General features: G+C 30.3%; 17 protein-coding genes. All 17 read left to right on the top strand.

The window, feature by feature from the left end; genetic code table 11:
* Window positions 1-52: 52 nt before the first annotated feature.
* The 17 genes from H2684_RS04535 to H2684_RS04455 all read left to right on the top strand — a co-directional run bounded on the left by H2684_RS04535 (window position 53) and on the right by H2684_RS04455 (window position 17,807).
* Window positions 53-1,252 (top strand): cytochrome c biogenesis protein/redoxin, encoded by a 1,200-nt coding sequence (locus H2684_RS04535; protein WP_182088209.1) that lies wholly within the window; start codon window positions 53-55, stop codon window positions 1,250-1,252.
* Between the two features lie 95 nt (window positions 1,253-1,347).
* Entirely contained in the window at window positions 1,348-1,578 is a 231-nt protein-coding gene (locus tag H2684_RS04530; RefSeq protein WP_182088208.1) for a hypothetical protein, read from the top strand.
* Between the two features lie 125 nt (window positions 1,579-1,703).
* Window positions 1,704-5,468, top strand: coding sequence for a phosphoribosylformylglycinamidine synthase (locus H2684_RS04525; RefSeq protein ID WP_182088207.1), 3,765 nt, complete (start codon window positions 1,704-1,706; stop codon window positions 5,466-5,468).
* A gap of 132 nt (window positions 5,469-5,600) precedes the next feature.
* Window positions 5,601-6,458, top strand: coding sequence for a DegV family protein (locus H2684_RS04520; protein WP_182088321.1), 858 nt, complete (start codon window positions 5,601-5,603; stop codon window positions 6,456-6,458).
* A gap of 164 nt (window positions 6,459-6,622) precedes the next feature.
* Entirely contained in the window at window positions 6,623-7,789 is a 1,167-nt protein-coding gene (locus H2684_RS04515; protein WP_182088206.1) for an iron-containing alcohol dehydrogenase, read from the top strand.
* Between the two features lie 188 nt (window positions 7,790-7,977).
* The gene (locus tag H2684_RS04510) at window positions 7,978-9,153 is read left to right on the top strand and encodes an ATP phosphoribosyltransferase regulatory subunit (RefSeq protein WP_182088205.1); all 1,176 of its coding nucleotides are present in this window, start codon (window positions 7,978-7,980) and stop codon (window positions 9,151-9,153) included.
* A gap of 34 nt (window positions 9,154-9,187) precedes the next feature.
* The gene (hisG, locus tag H2684_RS04505; protein ID WP_182088204.1) at window positions 9,188-9,865 is read left to right on the top strand and encodes an ATP phosphoribosyltransferase; all 678 of its coding nucleotides are present in this window, start codon (window positions 9,188-9,190) and stop codon (window positions 9,863-9,865) included.
* Window positions 9,862-11,154, top strand: a complete 1,293-nt coding sequence (gene hisD, locus H2684_RS04500) for a histidinol dehydrogenase (protein ID WP_182088203.1) — start codon at window positions 9,862-9,864, stop codon at window positions 11,152-11,154. The genes hisG and hisD overlap by 4 nt, the downstream gene beginning before the upstream one ends.
* A gap of 13 nt (window positions 11,155-11,167) precedes the next feature.
* Entirely contained in the window at window positions 11,168-11,767 is a 600-nt protein-coding gene (gene hisB / locus H2684_RS04495; protein ID WP_182088202.1) for an imidazoleglycerol-phosphate dehydratase HisB, read from the top strand.
* A gap of 43 nt (window positions 11,768-11,810) precedes the next feature.
* Window positions 11,811-12,416 (top strand): imidazole glycerol phosphate synthase subunit HisH, encoded by a 606-nt coding sequence (gene hisH / locus H2684_RS04490; protein WP_182088201.1) that lies wholly within the window; start codon window positions 11,811-11,813, stop codon window positions 12,414-12,416.
* The gene (hisA, locus tag H2684_RS04485; RefSeq protein ID WP_182088320.1) at window positions 12,413-13,126 is read left to right on the top strand and encodes a 1-(5-phosphoribosyl)-5-[(5-phosphoribosylamino)methylideneamino]imidazole-4-carboxamide isomerase; all 714 of its coding nucleotides are present in this window, start codon (window positions 12,413-12,415) and stop codon (window positions 13,124-13,126) included. Before hisH ends, hisA begins: the two co-directional genes overlap by 4 nt.
* A gap of 25 nt (window positions 13,127-13,151) precedes the next feature.
* Window positions 13,152-14,222, top strand: a complete 1,071-nt coding sequence (gene hisC / locus H2684_RS04480) for a histidinol-phosphate transaminase (protein WP_182088200.1) — start codon at window positions 13,152-13,154, stop codon at window positions 14,220-14,222.
* Between the two features lie 15 nt (window positions 14,223-14,237).
* Window positions 14,238-14,999 carry an imidazole glycerol phosphate synthase subunit HisF gene (gene hisF / locus H2684_RS04475; RefSeq protein WP_182088199.1) on the top strand — a complete coding sequence of 254 codons (762 nt, stop codon included), beginning with the start codon at window positions 14,238-14,240 and terminating at the stop codon, window positions 14,997-14,999.
* 10 nt (window positions 15,000-15,009) lie between these two features.
* Entirely contained in the window at window positions 15,010-15,351 is a 342-nt protein-coding gene (gene hisI, locus H2684_RS04470) for a phosphoribosyl-AMP cyclohydrolase (RefSeq protein ID WP_182088198.1), read from the top strand.
* Between the two features lie 167 nt (window positions 15,352-15,518).
* Complete coding sequence (gene hisE, locus H2684_RS04465; protein WP_182088197.1) at window positions 15,519-15,851, top strand: phosphoribosyl-ATP diphosphatase; 333 nt, start codon at window positions 15,519-15,521, stop codon at window positions 15,849-15,851.
* 197 nt (window positions 15,852-16,048) lie between these two features.
* A complete protein-coding gene (locus H2684_RS04460) occupies window positions 16,049-16,975 on the top strand; it encodes an AEC family transporter (RefSeq protein ID WP_182088196.1) in 927 nt (308 codons plus the stop codon).
* Between the two features lie 55 nt (window positions 16,976-17,030).
* A complete protein-coding gene (locus H2684_RS04455) occupies window positions 17,031-17,807 on the top strand; it encodes a histidinol phosphate phosphatase (protein ID WP_182088195.1) in 777 nt (258 codons plus the stop codon).
* The last annotated feature ends 9 nt before the right edge of the window (window positions 17,808-17,816 follow it).

Genomic DNA, 17,816 nt, shown 5'->3' with positions numbered 1-17,816 from the left:
GTAACTTTTGAAAATAAATGTAATTATACTATGAATTAAAGAGGAGGGTAAAATGGAACATATAAGTGTATTTTTAGTGTTTGTAGAAGGAGTGCTGTCACTGTTTTCACCATGTATAATTCCATTACTTCCAGTTTATCTAAGTGTACTATCTGGAAGTAACTATAATGATTTAAAAAGTGGAAAAAATGAGGAGCAAAATAGGAATTTATTTAAAAATACAGTACTGTTTTTACTAGGTATATCAACTACATTTTTTATATTAGGCTCATCGGCAAGTGTGCTTAATTATTTCTTAAGATCTAACAAAAAAATAATTCTCATAATAGGTGGAATAGTAGTTGTTATTATGGGAATTTCATATATGGGATATTTAAAAATACCATTTTTGCAAAGAGAAAAGAAATTTAATATAGAAATAAATAAGATGAATCCACTAAAAGCCTATGTACTGGGATTTGTATTTAGTTTTGGATGGACTCCATGTGTTGGTCCAATGCTTTCTTCTGTTTTAATTATGGCATCAACTTCAAAAAGTATATTCATTGGAAACATGTTGATTTTAGTATATACTGCTGGATTTATGATTCCTTTTATAATAATTACTGCTTTTTATAAAAAATTACTTAGATTACTCGATAAAATAAAATTTCATATGAATGTTATTGAAAAAATTGGTGGTATTATTCTTTTAATAACAGGACTTGTTATGATACTTAGTGGAGCAGGTTTTAAAATTAATAATATAAACAATTCAGAGTCATATGCAAATGAACAAAATGAACAGTTTGAAAATAATAAAGATGATTCTAATACAGAAGATGATGAAAGTGAAGCTCCAAACTTTGAATTAGTTGATCAGTATGGAAATACTCATAATTTAAGTGATTATAGGGGTAAAGTTGTATTTTTGAATTTCTGGGCTACTTGGTGTCCTCCATGTAGAGCGGAATTACCTAATATAGAGAAAGTTTATAAAGAATATAAAAATAATACTAAAGATGTTATAATTTTGGGAGTGGTTGCACCTAATCTTGGGAGAGAGGGAAGTCGTGAGGATATAAAAAAATTCCTTAATGAAAATGGATATACATTTCCAGTACTTTTTGATGATGGAAGTATTATGTATAAATATGGTATAGGAGCTTTTCCTACAACCTTTATAATAGACAAAAATGGTAGAATATATGAAGGTATTTCAGGAGGTTTAGAGAAAACTATGATGGAATCATTAATAGATAAGGCTAAATGAAAATATAATAAAACTATTTAAAACAAATGTAAATAAATTAAATCATCCCATCATATAGATTAGTAAACTATAAATTTATATGGTGGGGTGATTTTATGATAAAAAAAGGAAGTCTAGTTGAAGTTGAAAGTACTGGGAGAAATGGTATAAAGGTCATATTTAGAGGGCTTTGTAGAAAAAATTGTGATATAGGAGAATATGTAAGCATAAAAATTATGTCTGGACATATAATATCGGGAATTGTGTATAGGGATATGAATTTTTTATATAATGTTCACCACTTATCAAAAAAAGCTAAGCAAATTATAATGATCAAAAGTTTTTAGCTTAATTTCACAGTAGTTATTCCCCAAAATAGCTAAGTATGATATAATAAATACGAATAATTTTATTAAAAGTATAATAAATGTTCGAAAAATGTTTAAAAAATATGATTAGGGGAGATAACAGGATGAGTGTTAGAAGATTATTTGTGGAAAAGAAATCTGGATTCGATGTAGAGGCCCATAATCTTTTAAAAGATATAAGGGAAAGTTTAGGCATAGAGGCTTTAAAAAACATCAGGATACTAAACAGATATGACATTGAAAATATGGAGGATTGTGAATATGAAAAATCAAAGTACACTGTGTTTTCAGATAAGACTGTGGACACCGTATATGAAGAGGATATACCAAATATAGGACAAAATAGAATTTTTGCAGTTGAATATCTTCCAGGTCAGTATGACCAGAGATCTGATTCAGCATCTCAGTGTATTCAGATATTGACACAAAAAGAAAAGGTAAATATTATATCTTCTAAAGTATACATAATAGAAGGGTGTATAACAGATGAAGAGTTTAGTGCTATAAAACAATATTGCATAAATCCTGTTGATTCAAGAGAAGCTTCCCTTGAAAAATTTGATAAATTGCATAAGGAAGTTCATATTCCAGAAGATGTGGAAGTTTTAGATGGATTTACAGAAAGTTCAAAACAGGAACTATTAAAGTTTATAGATGAAAAAGGCCTTGCAATGAGTTTAGATGATTTGGAATTTTGTAGACAGTACTTTAAAAATAAAGAGAAAAGGCAACCTACAATAACTGAAATAAGAGTAATAGATACATATTGGTCAGATCATTGTAGACACACTACTTTTATGACAGAACTTGAAAATATAAAAATTGAAGATGGAAAATTAACAGTACCTATTAAAAATGCATGCAATGATTATTTTAAATTTAGAGATGAACTAGGAAGAGATGAAAAACCAGTTTGCCTTATGGACATTGCAACTATTGGAATGAAAAAGTTAAGGGCAGAGGGAAAACTTGATGATCTTGATGAATCTGAGGAAATAAATGCTTGTAGCATAGTTGTTGATGCAAATGTAGATGGAAAATTAGAAAAATGGCTTGTGATGTTTAAAAATGAAACACATAACCATCCAACGGAGATAGAACCCTTTGGAGGAGCAGCTACATGTATTGGAGGAGCTATAAGAGATCCGCTGTCTGGAAGATCTTATGTGTATCAGGCAATGAGAGTTACTGGAAGTGGAGATCCTACAGTGGATTTGAATTCAACTTTAGAGGGGAAACTTCCACAGAAAAAGATAACTACAGGTGCAGCACAGGGATATAGTTCCTATGGAAATCAGATAGGACTTGCAACTGGACTCGTAAGTGAAATATATGATCCTGGTTATGTGGCAAAGAGAATGGAAATTGGTGCTGTAGTTGGTGCAGTGCCTAAAAAAAATGTAGTTAGAAAAAGACCGGAAGAGTCTGATGTTGTAATACTTTTAGGTGGAAGAACAGGTAGAGATGGATGCGGAGGAGCTACAGGTTCTTCTAAGAAACATACTGAAAAGTCAATATTTACATCAGGTGCAGAAGTTCAAAAGGGAAATCCAGTTACTGAGAGAAAACTTCAAAGACTTTTTAGAAAACCTGAGGTGAGTACTCTTATAAAAAGATGTAATGATTTTGGAGCTGGAGGAGTATCTGTTGCCATAGGAGAACTAGCAGATGGACTTGATATAAATTTAGATCTTGTACCTAAAAAATATGAAGGACTAGATGGAACTGAACTTGCAATATCAGAATCACAGGAACGTATGGCAGTTGTGGTTTCTAAAGATGACAAAGATAAATTTATAAAATATGCAGAAGAAGAAAATCTTGAGGCAACAGCTGTTGCAGTTGTTACAAATACTAATAGAATGAGATTCTATTGGAGAAAAAAATTAATTGTAGATTTGAGTAGAGAATTTATAGATACAAATGGAGTAAGAGCAAAAACTGAAGTGCATGTAAAATCTCCAGATGAATTGTCTGCATATTTTAAAACAAAATCAAATGTAAAAAATAAGAATATAAGAAGTAACTGGTTAGATATGCTAAAGAGCTTGAATGTATGTAGTCAAAAGGGACTTGTAGAAAGATTTGATAGTACAATAGGAAGTTCTACAGTGCTCATGCCATATGGTGGGAAATATCAATTTACTAAAATAGAAGCTATGGCAGCTAAAATACCAGTTAGATACGGCGATACAGATACAGCGACTATTATGAGTTATGGATATAATCCTAAAATATCAAAATGGAGTCCATTTCATGGAGCTGTATATGCAGTATGTGAATCAGTAGCTAAAGTTGTGGCAACTGGAGGAAGAGCTGATAAAATAAGGCTTACATTCCAAGAGTATTTTGGAAGCCCACAAAATGAACCTGAAAGATGGGGAAAGCCATTTTCAGCACTAATTGGTGCACTACATGCACAAGAAAAACTTGGCATAGCTGCAATAGGAGGAAAAGACAGTATGTCTGGAACTTTTAAAGATAAGGATGTACCTCCAACATTAGTGTCATTTGCAATTACGACTGAAAGTGCAGATGTAATAATATCTCCTGAATTTAAGAAAATTGGAACTAGTATAGTATTTATACCTGTTGATATAGATGAATACTATATGCCTGATTTTGATAAAATGAATAAAAATTATAAAATTATACATTCTCTTATTGAAAGTAAAGTTATAATATCAGCAGAAACAGTGAAAGACAGTGGTATAGCTCAGTCTATAAGCAATATGAGCTTCGGAAACAAGATAGGTATGGAATTTTCAAAAGACTTTAACTTGAAAAAGCTTTTTTACCCTTATTATGGTTCTATAATAGCTGAAATAGATAACAATGTTAATTTAGAAGATGCACTAAAGGATTTGAATTATGAGGTAATTGGTTTTACGCATGCAGATAGAACTATAAATGTAGGAGATGAAATAATAGATATAGATGATATGATAGATAGCTGGGAAAGTACTCTAGAATGTGTATTCCCTACAACTACAGATGATGATGAAAGAAGTATAGAAACTATAAGTTTCAACAAAAAATCCAAGTTATCACCTTCTATTAAATTTGCAAAACCTAGAGTATTTATACCAGTATTTCCCGGGACTAATTGTGAATATGATTCTGAAAGAGCCTTTATAGATGCAGGTGCTGAAGTTGATACTCTCGTACTAAAAAATTTAAGTGTGCAACAGATAGAAAATTCTATAGATGAAATGGCAGATAGAATAAAGAAATCCCAAATAATTATGCTTCCAGGAGGTTTTAGTGCAGGTGATGAGCCTGATGGCTCTGGAAAATTCATAGCAGATGTGTTTAGAAATCCAAAAATAAAGGAAGCTGTCCAAGAACTTTTAAATAATAGAGATGGACTTATGCTTGGAATATGCAATGGCTTTCAAGCACTTATAAAGCTTGGACTTGTACCTTTTGGAGATATAAGAGAAATAAAAAGTAACTATCCTACACTTACTTATAATAAAATAGGAAGACATATTTCACGCATAGTAAATACAAGAATATCATCCAATATGTCACCTTGGTTTAGCAATGTAAAAGTAGGAGATATTCACTCAATTGCAATATCTCATGGAGAAGGAAGATTTATATGTGAAGAAAACATGATGAAAAAGCTTATAGATAGAGGTCAAATAGCAACACAATATGTTGATTTTGAAGGCAGACCTAGTTATGATGATAAATTTAATCCAAATGGCTCATTCTATGCAGTTGAAGGAATAACAAGTCCTGACGGAAGAGTACTTGGAAAAATGGGGCATTCAGAGAGAATAGGAAGAAATGTTATAAAAAATATACCAGGCGATAAGGATCAAAAAATATTTAAATCAGGAGTGGACTATTTTAGATATTAGCTTTGTAGTATTAATCCCTTATTAATGATATACTAAATGTGGATGTATTATATAGTAATTTTTTTACAATACATTGGATTATTAAATTAATATTATAATAAGGGGAGATTACATGTGGTAGAACCTATAATTATGACGGATGCTAGTTGTGACATGCCTGAAGATTTTATGCTTCAGAATAATGTTCCCTTTCTTGGCCTTATATGTCATTTTAAAGGAAAAGAGTATGAAGATGATTTTGGACATTCATTGAGTTATGAAAAGTTTTATACTGGACTTAAAGATGGTGAAATGCCATATACAACTCAAATAAATCAATATAGGTTTATGGAAAAGTTTAGAGAACTTTTAAAAGAAAAAAGGCCTATAATCTATATAGGAATGTCATCGGGAATAAGTGGTACTTATAATAGTTCCAAATTGGCAAGAGAAGAGCTAATAAGGGAGTATAGTGATGCAGATATAACTGTTATAGACAGCAAAGTAGCATCAATAGGGCTTGGACTTTTAGTATATCATGCAGTGAAAATGGCAAAACAGGGATATAGTGCTAAGGATATTGTGAATTGGGTAGAAGAGAATAAGAATAAAATGAATTGTTGGTTTTTAGTGGATGATCTTAAGCATTTAAAAAATGGAGGAAGGATATCATCATCAAAAGCAGTTATGGGAACACTTTTAAATGTAAAGCCAATAATAACCATACAGAGGGATGGAACTTTAAAAAACGTAGCTAATATAAGAGGGAAAAAGAAAGCCTTTAGATATCTTATAGAGAAATTTAAAAGTATTACAGATGCATCGGAAAATAAAGTTATAGGAATTTCTCATGGGTATTGTCTTGAAGATGCACAGACATTAAAGAATATGATGGAAGATGAATTCAAAAATAATAAATTTATTGTAAATCCACTTGGACTTGGAATGGGAACTCACTGTGGAAATGGAATGGTATCATTGTGTTTCTTGGGGAAAAATAGAATATTGTGATTGAAAAAGGGTAGAAATGGAAATGTATTCTACCCTTTTTTTAAAATTAAGTAATAAATTATTTGATTTTTACTTAACTAGTATATATTATAGTGATATAATAAAATCATAAAAATAATAGATAATAATTAATACATTATACTAAATGTTGAAGGAGGATACACATGGCAAGATTTACATTACCAAGAGATATTTATTTTGGAGAAAATTCTTTAGAAGAACTAAAGAAATTGGAAGGTCATAAAGCTGTAATAGTTGTAGGTGGAGGATCCATGAAAAGGTTTGGATTCTTAGGTAAAGTTCAGGAATATTTAAAAGAAGCAGGAATTGAAACTAAATTAATAGAAGGTGTTGAACCTGATCCATCTGTTGAAACAGTAATGAATGGAGCTAAGGTAATGAGAGAATTTGAGCCTGACTGGATAGTAGCAATAGGTGGAGGTTCACCAATTGATGCGGCTAAAGCAATGTGGATATTCTACGAATACCCTGATTTTACTTTTGAAAAAGCTGTTGTTCCTTTTGGAATTCCAAAGCTCAGGAATAAGGCAAGATTCTTAGCAATACCTTCAACAAGTGGAACTGCAACTGAGGTAACGTCATTTTCAGTAATAACAGATTATAAAACTAAGATTAAATATCCTCTTGCTGACTTTAATTTGACTCCAGATGTTGCAATAATAGATCCAGCTCTTGCACAGACTATGCCAAAAAAACTTACAGCACATACTGGAATGGATGCATTAACACATGCAATAGAGGCTTATGTAGCAGGATTACATTCAGATTTTTCAGATCCTCTTGCTATTCATGCAATAGAGATGATTCATAAATACCTTCTTAAATCTTATGAAGGAGATAAAGAAGCTAGATCACAAATGCATATTGCTCAATGTCTTGCAGGAATGGCATTTTCAAATGCTCTTCTTGGAATAACTCATAGTATGGCTCACAAGACTGGTGCAGTGTTCCACATACCACATGGATGTGCAAATGCAATATTTTTGCCTTATGTAATAGACTTTAACAAAAAAGCTTGTGCAAAGAGATATGTTGACATAGCAAAGGCACTTAAACTTTCAGGCAATACTGATGATGAAATGATAGACTCATTAACATCTCTTATTAAAGATATGAATAAAAAGATGAATATTCCATCTACATTAAAAGAATATGGAATAAGTGAAGAAGATTTTAATAATGAATTAGATTTTATAGCACACAATGCAATAGAAGATGCTTGTACTGGAGCTAATCCTAGAAAGATAACTGAAGCTGAAATGAAAAGATTATTTCAGTATGTTTATACTGGGGATAAGGTTGATTTTTAGTTTTAAAACAAAGATAAGTAAAATTTTAAGTATGGAAAATGAAGAGCTGAGAATAAAAACTCAGTTCTTTTTTTATAAATTTTCTAATAAAATAAAAAAACTATTGAATTTTAATCTTAAATCTGATAAAGTATCACTATAACGATTTATCACTTTATCATGATAAATTATGAAATAGGAGGACTTAGATGGAAAATTGGAAAAGATATATACCTGAAGGGGCAAAAGATTTTATTTTTGAAGAGTGTAGCAGAAAATTTGAAATACAAAGTACACTCAGGAAGACATATATAGATGCCGGATTTTTGGAAATTTCATCACCTCTTTTAGAATTTTATGATGTATTTAATTATGAAAAAACTATTTTTAAGCAGGAAAATATGTATAAGCTATTTGATAATCATGGGAGAATGATGGTTTTAAGACCTGATATGACAACGCCGGCAGTTAGGATATCAGCTACTAAACTTAAAAGAGCACCTCATCCTCTAAAATTGTGTTATACAGAAAATATATACAGACAAAATGAAAATTTAAATGGAAAAGATATTGAAATTACTCAATCTGGAATAGAGATAATAGGTGCAGAGAGTATAAAAGCAGATGTTGAAATTGTGACTACAGCAATAAGAGCACTTTTGAAATGTGGACTTAGAGATTTTAAAATAGAACTTGGACAAATTAATTTTTTCAAAAATATAGTTAATGAATCTGGATTAGATGATGAAAAAAAGACAAAATTGAAACAATGTATTGAAAATAAAAACTTTACAGCTCTTGAAAGTTTTATAGATGAAAATAAGGATATAATGAATGAAAAAAGTATATGTATATTTAGAGAAATACCTAGATTGTTTGGTGATATTGAAGTATTAGATAGAGCTTCTTCAATGACAAATAATAAAGGTGCACTTGATGCTATTGACAATGTTCGCAAAGTTTATAATTATGTTTGTAGTGCAGGATATGGTAAGTATATATCTGTTGACCTTGGAATGGTTCAAAATATAGATTACTATACTGGAATAATTTTCAGAGGATATGCACAAAATGTGGGAAACAGCATATTAAGTGGTGGAAGATATGATAATTTGTCAGAGCAATTTGGAGATGAAGAAAGTGCAACAGGACTTGCAATAGATGTAAATAGTATAATGAAAGCTTCAAGTGAAATATGTGAAAATGAAGCCAAAAAGAAAAGAGTTCTTATATACTACAATGGTGAAAATTATCAAATTGCTTATAAAAAAGCGGAAGAGCTTAGAAGGCAAAATGTAATAGTTGAGATGAGTATTTTTGACAGTGAAGATGAAGCTAGAGAATATTTTGAGAGTAAAGATATGGATGATTTTATAGTGATATGAAGTAAGAGATTATCGTAAGTTGGGAGTGAAAATTTTGGATATTAGAAAACCTTTGAAAATAGCTTTGACAAAAGGAAGAATAGAAAAAAGTGCAGTGCAGATGTTTAAAGCCATAGGTGTAGATTGTACTGAAATTGAAAATAAGGGTAGAAAACTTATATTCCATGATGATAAATACAATGTGGATTTTGTACTTGTAAAGGCACCAGATGTAATTACTTATGTTGAGCATGGGGCTGCAGATATAGGTATAGTTGGAAAAGATACTATTATGGAATTTAATAAAAATTACTATGAACTTATGGATTTGAAATTTGGAAAATGTAAGTTTTCACTAGCAGGTCCTAAGGGAAAAAATTTTTATGAAGGATATAGAAGAAAAAAGATTGCAACTAAATATCCAAATGTTGCAAGAAACTATTTTAAAAAAATTGGATACGATATTGATATAATAAAAATAGAGGGATCTGTAGAGCTTGCTCCAATTCTTGGATTATCTGATGCAATTGTTGATATAGTGGAAACTGGAAATACATTAAGAGAAAATGGACTTGAAGTGTACAGTGATATATGTAATATAAGTACAAGGCTTATAACAAATATAGCAAGCTTAAAAATGAAGAAGTTTGAAATAGAGAGTATAGTTGATAAATTAAGAGAAGAAGTTGAAAAAAGGGAAGAAATGCAGAAGTTTAAGGGGGCTTTAAATTGATTAATATAATTAAAGGAAGTAAGAATGCAAAAGAAGAGTATCTAAAGCTACTTAGAAGTAGAAGAACTGAAACTGACACAAATGTTGTAAAATCTGTATCGAATATATTGAGTGAAGTTAAAAAAGATGGAGATAAAGCCTTAATTCAATATACAAATAAATTCGATTCTAAAGAGTTAAATACGGATAATATTTTAGTTACAAGAGATGAAATAGATAGAGCGTATACACAAGTTGATAAAAGTTTTATTGAATCCATAAAGCAGGCAAAGAAAAATATTGAAAAATTTCATAAAAAGCAAACACATAATTCTTTTGTAATTGCAGATGAACCTGGAAAGATAATGGGTCAGAGATATATTCCACTTGAGAGAGTTGGAGTATATGTACCTGGAGGAACTGCTGCATATCCATCATCTGTAATCATGAATATAGTTCCTGCAAAAATTGCTGGAGTAGATGAAGTTATAATGGTAACTCCAGTAAGGGAAAATTTAAGTATAAATCCAAGTGTGCTTGTAGCAGCAGACATTGCAGGGGCAGATAAGATATATAAAATAGGAGGAGCTCAGGCAGTTGCAGCACTTGCATATGGAACAGATACAATACCTAAGGTGGACAAAATTGTAGGTCCTGGAAATATATATGTAGCCACTGCTAAAAAACTTGTTTATGGAGAAGTAGACATAGATATGATAGCAGGTCCAAGTGAGATACTTGTAATTGCAGATGAAACTGCAAATCCAAAATTTATAGCAGCAGATTTAATGTCTCAAGCAGAGCATGATGAGCTTGCATCATCTGCACTTGTAACTACATCTTTAGATATTGCAAAGAAGGTTAATGAAGAAATACAAATTCAGATAGATAAACTTGAGAGAAAAGATATAATAGAAGAATCACTTAAAAACAATGGAATAATTGTTGTGACTTCAACAATAGAAGAAGCTATAGATATGGGTAATGAAATTGCACCAGAACACTTAGAGCTTTGTGTTAAAGATCCATTTTCATATCTTCCTGCTATAAGAAATGCAGGATCTGTATTTTTAGGATCATATAGTCCAGAACCACTTGGAGATTATTTTGGTGGACCCAATCATGTATTGCCAACAAGCGGTACTGCAAGATTTTTTTCGCCTCTTTCCGTAGATGATTTTGTTAAAAAGTCCAGCTATATATATTACTCAAAAGAAGAACTTCAAAAGGTAGCAGATAGTATTATGATTATTGCAGAAGATGAAGGACTTACTGCACATAAAAATTCAATATATGTTAGAAAACAGTAAAGGGGTGGAATAAATGGATAAGGATAATGAGAGGAAAGCTTCTATTAAAAGAAGTACTTCAGAAACAAATGTAAGTGTTGAGTTAAATATAGATGGTGATGGAAATTATGAAATTGATACAGGAATAGGTTTTTTTGATCATATGCTTACTATGATAGCCAAGCATGGAAATATAGATTTAAAAATAAAAGCAGAAGGAGATTTAAATGTGGATTTCCACCATACAGTAGAAGATGTTGGAATTGTAATTGGACAGTGCATAAAAAAGGCCCTTGGGGATAAAAAAAGTATAAGAAGATATGGAACCTTTTTCCTACCAATGGATGAAAGCCTTGAAATGGCATCTATTGATTTAAGTGGAAGAGCATATATAGTCTTTGATGCAGAACTGAAAAGTGAAAAGGTAGGGAATATGGATACTGAACTTATAGAAGAATTTTTTAGGGCAGTTGCTTTTAATTCTGATATGACCCTTCATATAAAATGTCTTTATGGGAAGAATACACATCATATTATAGAAGGTATGTTTAAGGCATTTGGTCATGCATTTAGAGAAGCTTACAGTATAGATGAAAATATAAAAGGAGTACTATCAACTAAGGGAACTATATAGCTAAAATCTACAATGAATTATTAAATGAAAAGAGGATATAAAAATGATTTCTATTATAGATTATGGAATGGGAAATTTAAGAAGTGTTCAAAAAGCATTTGAATTTATAGGAGCTAAGGCAAATATAACTTCAGATAAAAATGAAATACTTAATAGCAGAGGAATAATACTTCCTGGAGTTGGGGCATTTCCCGATGCAATGGAAAATATAAAGAAGCTTCAACTTGATATAGTTCTTAAGGAAGCTGTAAAAAATGGAATACCACTTATGGGAATATGTCTTGGAATGCAGCTATTATTTAATGAAAGCTCAGAAGTTAGAAAAACAGCAGGACTTGGATTCTTAAATGGGAAAGTTACAAAGTTTAATGTGGATTTGAAAATACCACATATGGGATGGAATAATCTTATTATAGATAGACAGTGCAAAATATTAGATGGTATAAAAGAAGGAAGTTATGTTTATTTTGTACATTCTTACTATGCTAAAATTGAAGATAGTGAAGTGCTAAATGCACATAGCTTTTACGGAGTAGATGTGCCTGCAATTGTAAGTAAAGGTAATGTATTTGGACTTCAGTTTCATCCTGAAAAAAGCGGAGAAGTTGGTATAAAAATGTTAAAAAATTTTTGGGAGCTGATAAAATGATAATACTTCCAGCTATAGATTTAAAAGATGGAAAATGTGTACGACTATATCAAGGAAATTTTGAAAAATCTCAAGTAGTTGCAGAAAACCCTGTAGAAGTTGCAAAAAGTTTTAAAGATAGTGGAGCAGAATATATTCATATGGTAGATCTCGATGGAGCCTTAAATGGTAAAGTTAAGAATTTGAAAGTTATAAAAAGTGTAGTTGAATCTGTAGAAATTCCAATTGAACTTGGCGGCGGAATAAGGAAAATGGAAACTGTAGATATGCTTATAGAAGCTGGAGTATCTAGAGTGATACTTGGCAGTGCTGCTCTTAAGGATCCAACTTTTGTTAAAAATTCAGTGAAAAAGTATGGTGAAAAAATAGCTGTTGGAATAGATGCTAAAAATGGGAATGTAGCAGTAAATGGATGGGTAGATGTAAGTAATGTTTACTATATAGATTTTGCAAAACAAATGGAGGATATAGGAGTTTCTACTATAATATTTACAGACATAAGTAAAGATGGAACTTTAGAAGGACCTAATTTAGAACAACTCTATAATATCCAAAATAGTGTAAAATGTAACATAATAGCATCTGGAGGAATAAAAAATCTTAAAAATCTAAAAGATATAGAAAATATGGGTATATACGGTGCAATTACCGGTAAGGCTATATATTCTGGAAATATAGATTTAAAACAGGCTATAGAGGTGTGCAGATAATATTTAATTGAAAGGAGATTTTTGTATGAGTAAATATTGGAGTAGAGTTACTAAAAATGTAGAACCTTATGTATGTGGAGAGCAACCTAAAGATAAAAAATACATAAAATTGAATACAAATGAGAATCCGTATCCTCCATCACAAAAGGTGTTAAATGCAATTAAAAATGCAGCAAATTCCGATTTAAGATTATATCCAGATCCAAATTGTGATAAACTTAGGAAAACTATTGCAAATTATTATAATTTAAATGAAGATCAAGTATTTATAGGAAATGGTTCAGATGAAGTTCTTGCTATGTCATTTCTGGCTTTTTTTGATAACTCTGAAACTATATTGTTTCCAGATATAAGTTATAGTTTTTATCCTGTATATGCAAATTTATATAATATAAAATATAAAAATATAAAATTAAATGAAGATTTCTCTATTCCAGTTGAAAAGTTTTTAGGTGAAAATGGTGGTATAGTTTTGCCAAATCCAAATGCACCTACAGGAATATGTTTAGATAGACAGTCTATTAAAAATATTTTAGAGAAAAATTCAGACAAAGTAGTTATAATTGATGAAGCTTACATAGATTTTGGAGGAGACTCTGTAGTTTCTCTTATAAAGAATTATAAAAATCTCTTAGTTATTCAAACACTTTCTAAGTCACGTTGTCTTGCAGGTGTCCGTGTTGGATTTGCACTTGGTAACACAGAGCTTATAGAAGGATTAAATAGGATAAAAAATTCATTTAACTCCTATACTGTAGATAGAATTGCAAGTGAAGCTGCAGTGGCTGCTATAGAAGATGAAGATTATTTTAAAAAATGTACAAAGAGAATAATAGACACAAGGGAGTCAACAGTTAAAAAGCTTGAGAATATTGGCTTTAAAGTTATACCTTCAAAAGCCAACTTTATATTTATAACTCATCCTAAATATTCTGCAAAAGATATATTTTTGAGTCTTAGAAAAAAAGGAGTTCTTGTAAGATATTTTAATAAAGAGAGAATAGATAACTATTTGAGAGTAAGTATAGGTTCAGAAGAGGAAATGGAAATTTTCATAAAAAGACTTGAAGAAGTTCTAAATGAAATTAAACTTTAAAAGGGGATGTAGCAGTTGCTTACAAAAAGAATAATACCATGTCTTGATGTTAACATGGGAAGAGTTGTTAAGGGAGTAAATTTTGTAAATCTTAAAGATGTAGGTGATCCTGTAAAAATAGCAAAAGAATACAATAGACAAGGAGCCGATGAAATAGTTTTTTTAGATATAACAGCTACTCATGAAAAGAGAAAGACTGTGATAGATGTAGTTAAAAAGACAGCAGAACAAGTATTTATACCACTTACAGTAGGTGGCGGTATAAGAAATTTAGATGATTTTAAAAATATTTTAAGAGCAGGAGCAGATAAAATATCAGTTAATTCGGCAGCTATAAGGGATCCAGAGATTATAAAAAAAGCGGCAGAGAGATTTGGAAGCCAGTGCGTTGTTGTTGCAATTGATGGAAGACAGAGAGAAGATAAAACTGGCTGGAATGTAGTTATAAATGGGGGAAGAATAGATACAGGATTAGATGCACTAAAATGGGCTAAAAAGGCAGAAGAGCTTGGAGCAGGAGAAATTCTTCTAACAAGTATGGATGCTGATGGGACAAAAAAAGGATACGATTTGCCTTTTACTAAAGCAGTTTCAGATATAGTTAATATTCCAGTAATTGCATCTGGGGGATGCGGCTCTATAGAAGATTTTTATGATGTTTTTAAAGAAACAGGAGCTGATGCAGCACTTGTAGCATCACTTTTTCATTACGGTGAACTTACAATAGAGGAAGTTAAAGACTATCTAAATAAAAAAGATGTTCCAGTTAGATTTTAAGAGGTGGAGTATGGATAAACTGAATTATAATAGTGAAATTTTAAAAAAAGTTGATTTCAAGGGAGGACTTATCCCTGCAGTAGTTCAAGATTTTCAAAATAATCAGGTGCTTATGGTTGCATATATGAATGAAGAATCATTAAAAAGGACACTTGAAAGTGGCACTACATGGTTTTGGAGCAGGTCAAGACAGGAGTATTGGAACAAAGGTGCTACTTCAGGCCATTTTCAATATGTAAAGAGCATAGATGTAGATTGTGACTATGATACAATTTTGATAAAGGTAGAACAAATAGGAGCAGCATGCCATACAGGAAACAGAAGCTGTTTTTTTAACAAACTAACGAAATAAAATTAAAAATTTATAATTCACAATTAAGAATTCACAATGAAGGAGGATTTTTCTAAAGAAAAATCTGAAAACTAATAATTGTAAACTGTGAATTGTGAATTGTGAATTGTGCATTGTGAATTGTAATTTGTGCATTGTGAATTGAAAAACTCTTGGAGGGATAGTTTATGGAAATTAAAAGTGTTATAGAAGAACTTTACAATGTTATACAATCTAGAAAAAAATATCCTGAGGAAGGGTCCTATACTAATTACTTATTTACAAAAGGACTTGATAAGATACTAAAAAAAGTTGGAGAAGAGAGTACAGAAGTTATAGTTGCAAGTAAAAATGGAAATAAAGATGAAGAAATTCCTGAAATATGTGATCTTATATATCATGTAGTTGTTCTTATGGTAAATCAAGGAATAACCTTAGATGAAATAGAAGCTGAGCTTAAAAATAGGAGAAAGAAGATAAAGAATAAAAAGCCTGAAAGAAGGAGTATTGAAGAAATTTAACTTTACTAAAATTCTAGTGCTTACTGTATTAAATTAGCACAGTAAGCACTAATTTTGTGCTTTAATTCTAAAACAACATGTAATTTGAATTTATTTGATGGTATAATATTGAGTTAGATTATATATTATTTTTTATTTGAGATTGTATAAAATATCTACTATAATACATTAATATTTTTACTTTTGGGGGTATTTTTTTGAATTACAATGTAATAGACGAAGTATTGATTTTATCAATTATCATGGCAGTAGGTGTATTTGCAAGAAAAAAAAATATGATAAGAGAAAAAGCAGTAACAGATCTTTCAAATCTCCTCATAAATATAACACTTCCGGCACTTCTTATATCCTCTTTTAATTATAATTATTCTTCTAATATGTTTATAGAAGCAAAACGAATATTTTTTTATTCAACTTTACTGAATCTTATTTTAGTGTTTTTAAGCAGATTTTTTACTTTGAAGTATGATAAAGATTCAAGTAAGATTATAAGGTTTGCTACTGTATTTTCAAATAGTGGATTCATGGGATATCCTGTGTTGGCGGGATTATTTGGTAAGGTAGGTATATTCTATGGCGCTGTTTTTAATATACCGCTTAATATTATAATGTTTAGCCTTGGAATCATGATGTATACTGGTAAAAGTGATATTAGAGCTTTAAAGGGAGTTATTTTAAATCCTGCAATAATTGCAACTGTAATTGGGTTTTTGATGTTTTTGTTTTCTGTAAAAATTCCTAATGTGCCAAGAAATGCTATAAGTACAATTGGAGATATGACTACTCCTCTTTCAATGATTATAGTTGGATGTATGTTAGCGGAAATGAAACTTAAGGATATTTTTAATGGAAGTATAGCATATTATATATGTTTTTTAAGATTGCTTTTAATTCCAGTCATAAGTTTTATAGTGTTGAAACTTATACAAGCTGATAGCCTTATGCTTCAAATATCTGTAGTAATAGAAGCTATGCCAGTTGCAGTGCTTTCTCCAATACTAGCTCAAAAGTACAATTCAGATGAAAAATTGGCATCTAAAAGTGTTTTTATAACTACAATGGTATCTATGATAACTATACCTATCATTGTAATTTTACTTCAATATTTTAATAATTTGTTTTAATTTTTAAATAGTATGAATATATATTATGGAATATTAATAATGTGAGGTGAATTTTATGTTTGATACCCATGTACATACTACTTTTTCTACGGATTCTAAAATGAATATAGAAAATGCACTTAAATCTGCAAAAAAAAGAGGAGTAGCTTTAATATTAACAGAGCATATGGATATAGGATATCCTAATCAAGGAGAATTTATATTTGATACAAATAAGTATTTTAAAAGCTATTCTAAATTTAGAGGAAAAAATCTTCTTTTAGGAATAGAAATAGGAATGAAAAATGACTGCATAGATGAATCGAGGATTATAGTAAATAGTAATCCATTTGATTATGTTATAGGGTCTATTCATCTTGTAGATAATTTAGATTTGTATTATAAGGACTATTATGAGGGGAAAAGCAAGAAAACTGCTTATTTAAAATATCTTAATTCTATGCTTGAAAATTTAAAGAAATTTGATTTTATAGATAGTTTAGGTCATATAGATTATATATGTAGATATGCAAAATATGATGACAGTGAACTTTATTATGATGAATTTTCAGATATAATAGATGAAATATTTAAGATTTTAATAAGTAGTGGAAAATGCATTGAATTAAATACTAGAAGACTAAAAAATAAATCCTCTATAGATCCCTTGCTTAAAATATATAAAAGGTATAGAGAACTTGGAGGTAAATATATAACTATTGGTTCAGATGCTCATGATGAGAAGAGTATAGGAGGTAATTTTTCTATAGCAAAGGAAATGGCTTCTCAGTGTGATTTAAAGATAGTTTATTTTAAAGATAGAGAAATAAAATACATGTCTAGTTATTGTTGACAACTTTAC

Origin of the sequence: Clostridium sp. cel8, from assembly GCF_014050525.1 — a bacterium.
In the GTDB taxonomy this organism is placed as follows: domain Bacteria; phylum Bacillota; class Clostridia; order Clostridiales; family Clostridiaceae; genus Clostridium_B.
The sequence above is the reverse complement of the archived record's forward strand: the minus strand, read 5'-3'. Positions and strand labels throughout refer to the sequence as shown.

What these genes read in the sequence shown, in the direction of transcription:
- hisI (WP_182088198.1), top strand. Translation starts at nt 15,010, where the DNA reads ATGGATAAACTGAATTATAATAGTGAAATTTTAAAAAAAGTTGATTTC.
- hisB (WP_182088202.1), top strand. Translation starts at nt 11,168, where the DNA reads ATGGATAAGGATAATGAGAGGAAAGCTTCTATTAAAAGAAGTACTTCA.
- hisH (WP_182088201.1), top strand. Translation starts at nt 11,811, where the DNA reads ATGATTTCTATTATAGATTATGGAATGGGAAATTTAAGAAGTGTTCAA.
- H2684_RS04525 (WP_182088207.1), top strand. Translation starts at nt 1,704, where the DNA reads ATGAGTGTTAGAAGATTATTTGTGGAAAAGAAATCTGGATTCGATGTA.
- hisE (WP_182088197.1), top strand. Translation starts at nt 15,519, where the DNA reads ATGGAAATTAAAAGTGTTATAGAAGAACTTTACAATGTTATACAATCT.
- H2684_RS04515 (WP_182088206.1), top strand. Translation starts at nt 6,623, where the DNA reads ATGGCAAGATTTACATTACCAAGAGATATTTATTTTGGAGAAAATTCT.
- H2684_RS04535 (WP_182088209.1), top strand. Translation starts at nt 53, where the DNA reads ATGGAACATATAAGTGTATTTTTAGTGTTTGTAGAAGGAGTGCTGTCA.
- hisC (WP_182088200.1), top strand. Translation starts at nt 13,152, where the DNA reads ATGAGTAAATATTGGAGTAGAGTTACTAAAAATGTAGAACCTTATGTA.
- H2684_RS04520 (WP_182088321.1), top strand. Translation starts at nt 5,601, where the DNA reads ATGACGGATGCTAGTTGTGACATGCCTGAAGATTTTATGCTTCAGAAT.
- H2684_RS04530 (WP_182088208.1), top strand. Translation starts at nt 1,348, where the DNA reads ATGATAAAAAAAGGAAGTCTAGTTGAAGTTGAAAGTACTGGGAGAAAT.
- H2684_RS04455 (WP_182088195.1), top strand. Translation starts at nt 17,031, where the DNA reads ATGTTTGATACCCATGTACATACTACTTTTTCTACGGATTCTAAAATG.
- hisA (WP_182088320.1), top strand. Translation starts at nt 12,413, where the DNA reads ATGATAATACTTCCAGCTATAGATTTAAAAGATGGAAAATGTGTACGA.
- H2684_RS04510 (WP_182088205.1), top strand. Translation starts at nt 7,978, where the DNA reads ATGGAAAATTGGAAAAGATATATACCTGAAGGGGCAAAAGATTTTATT.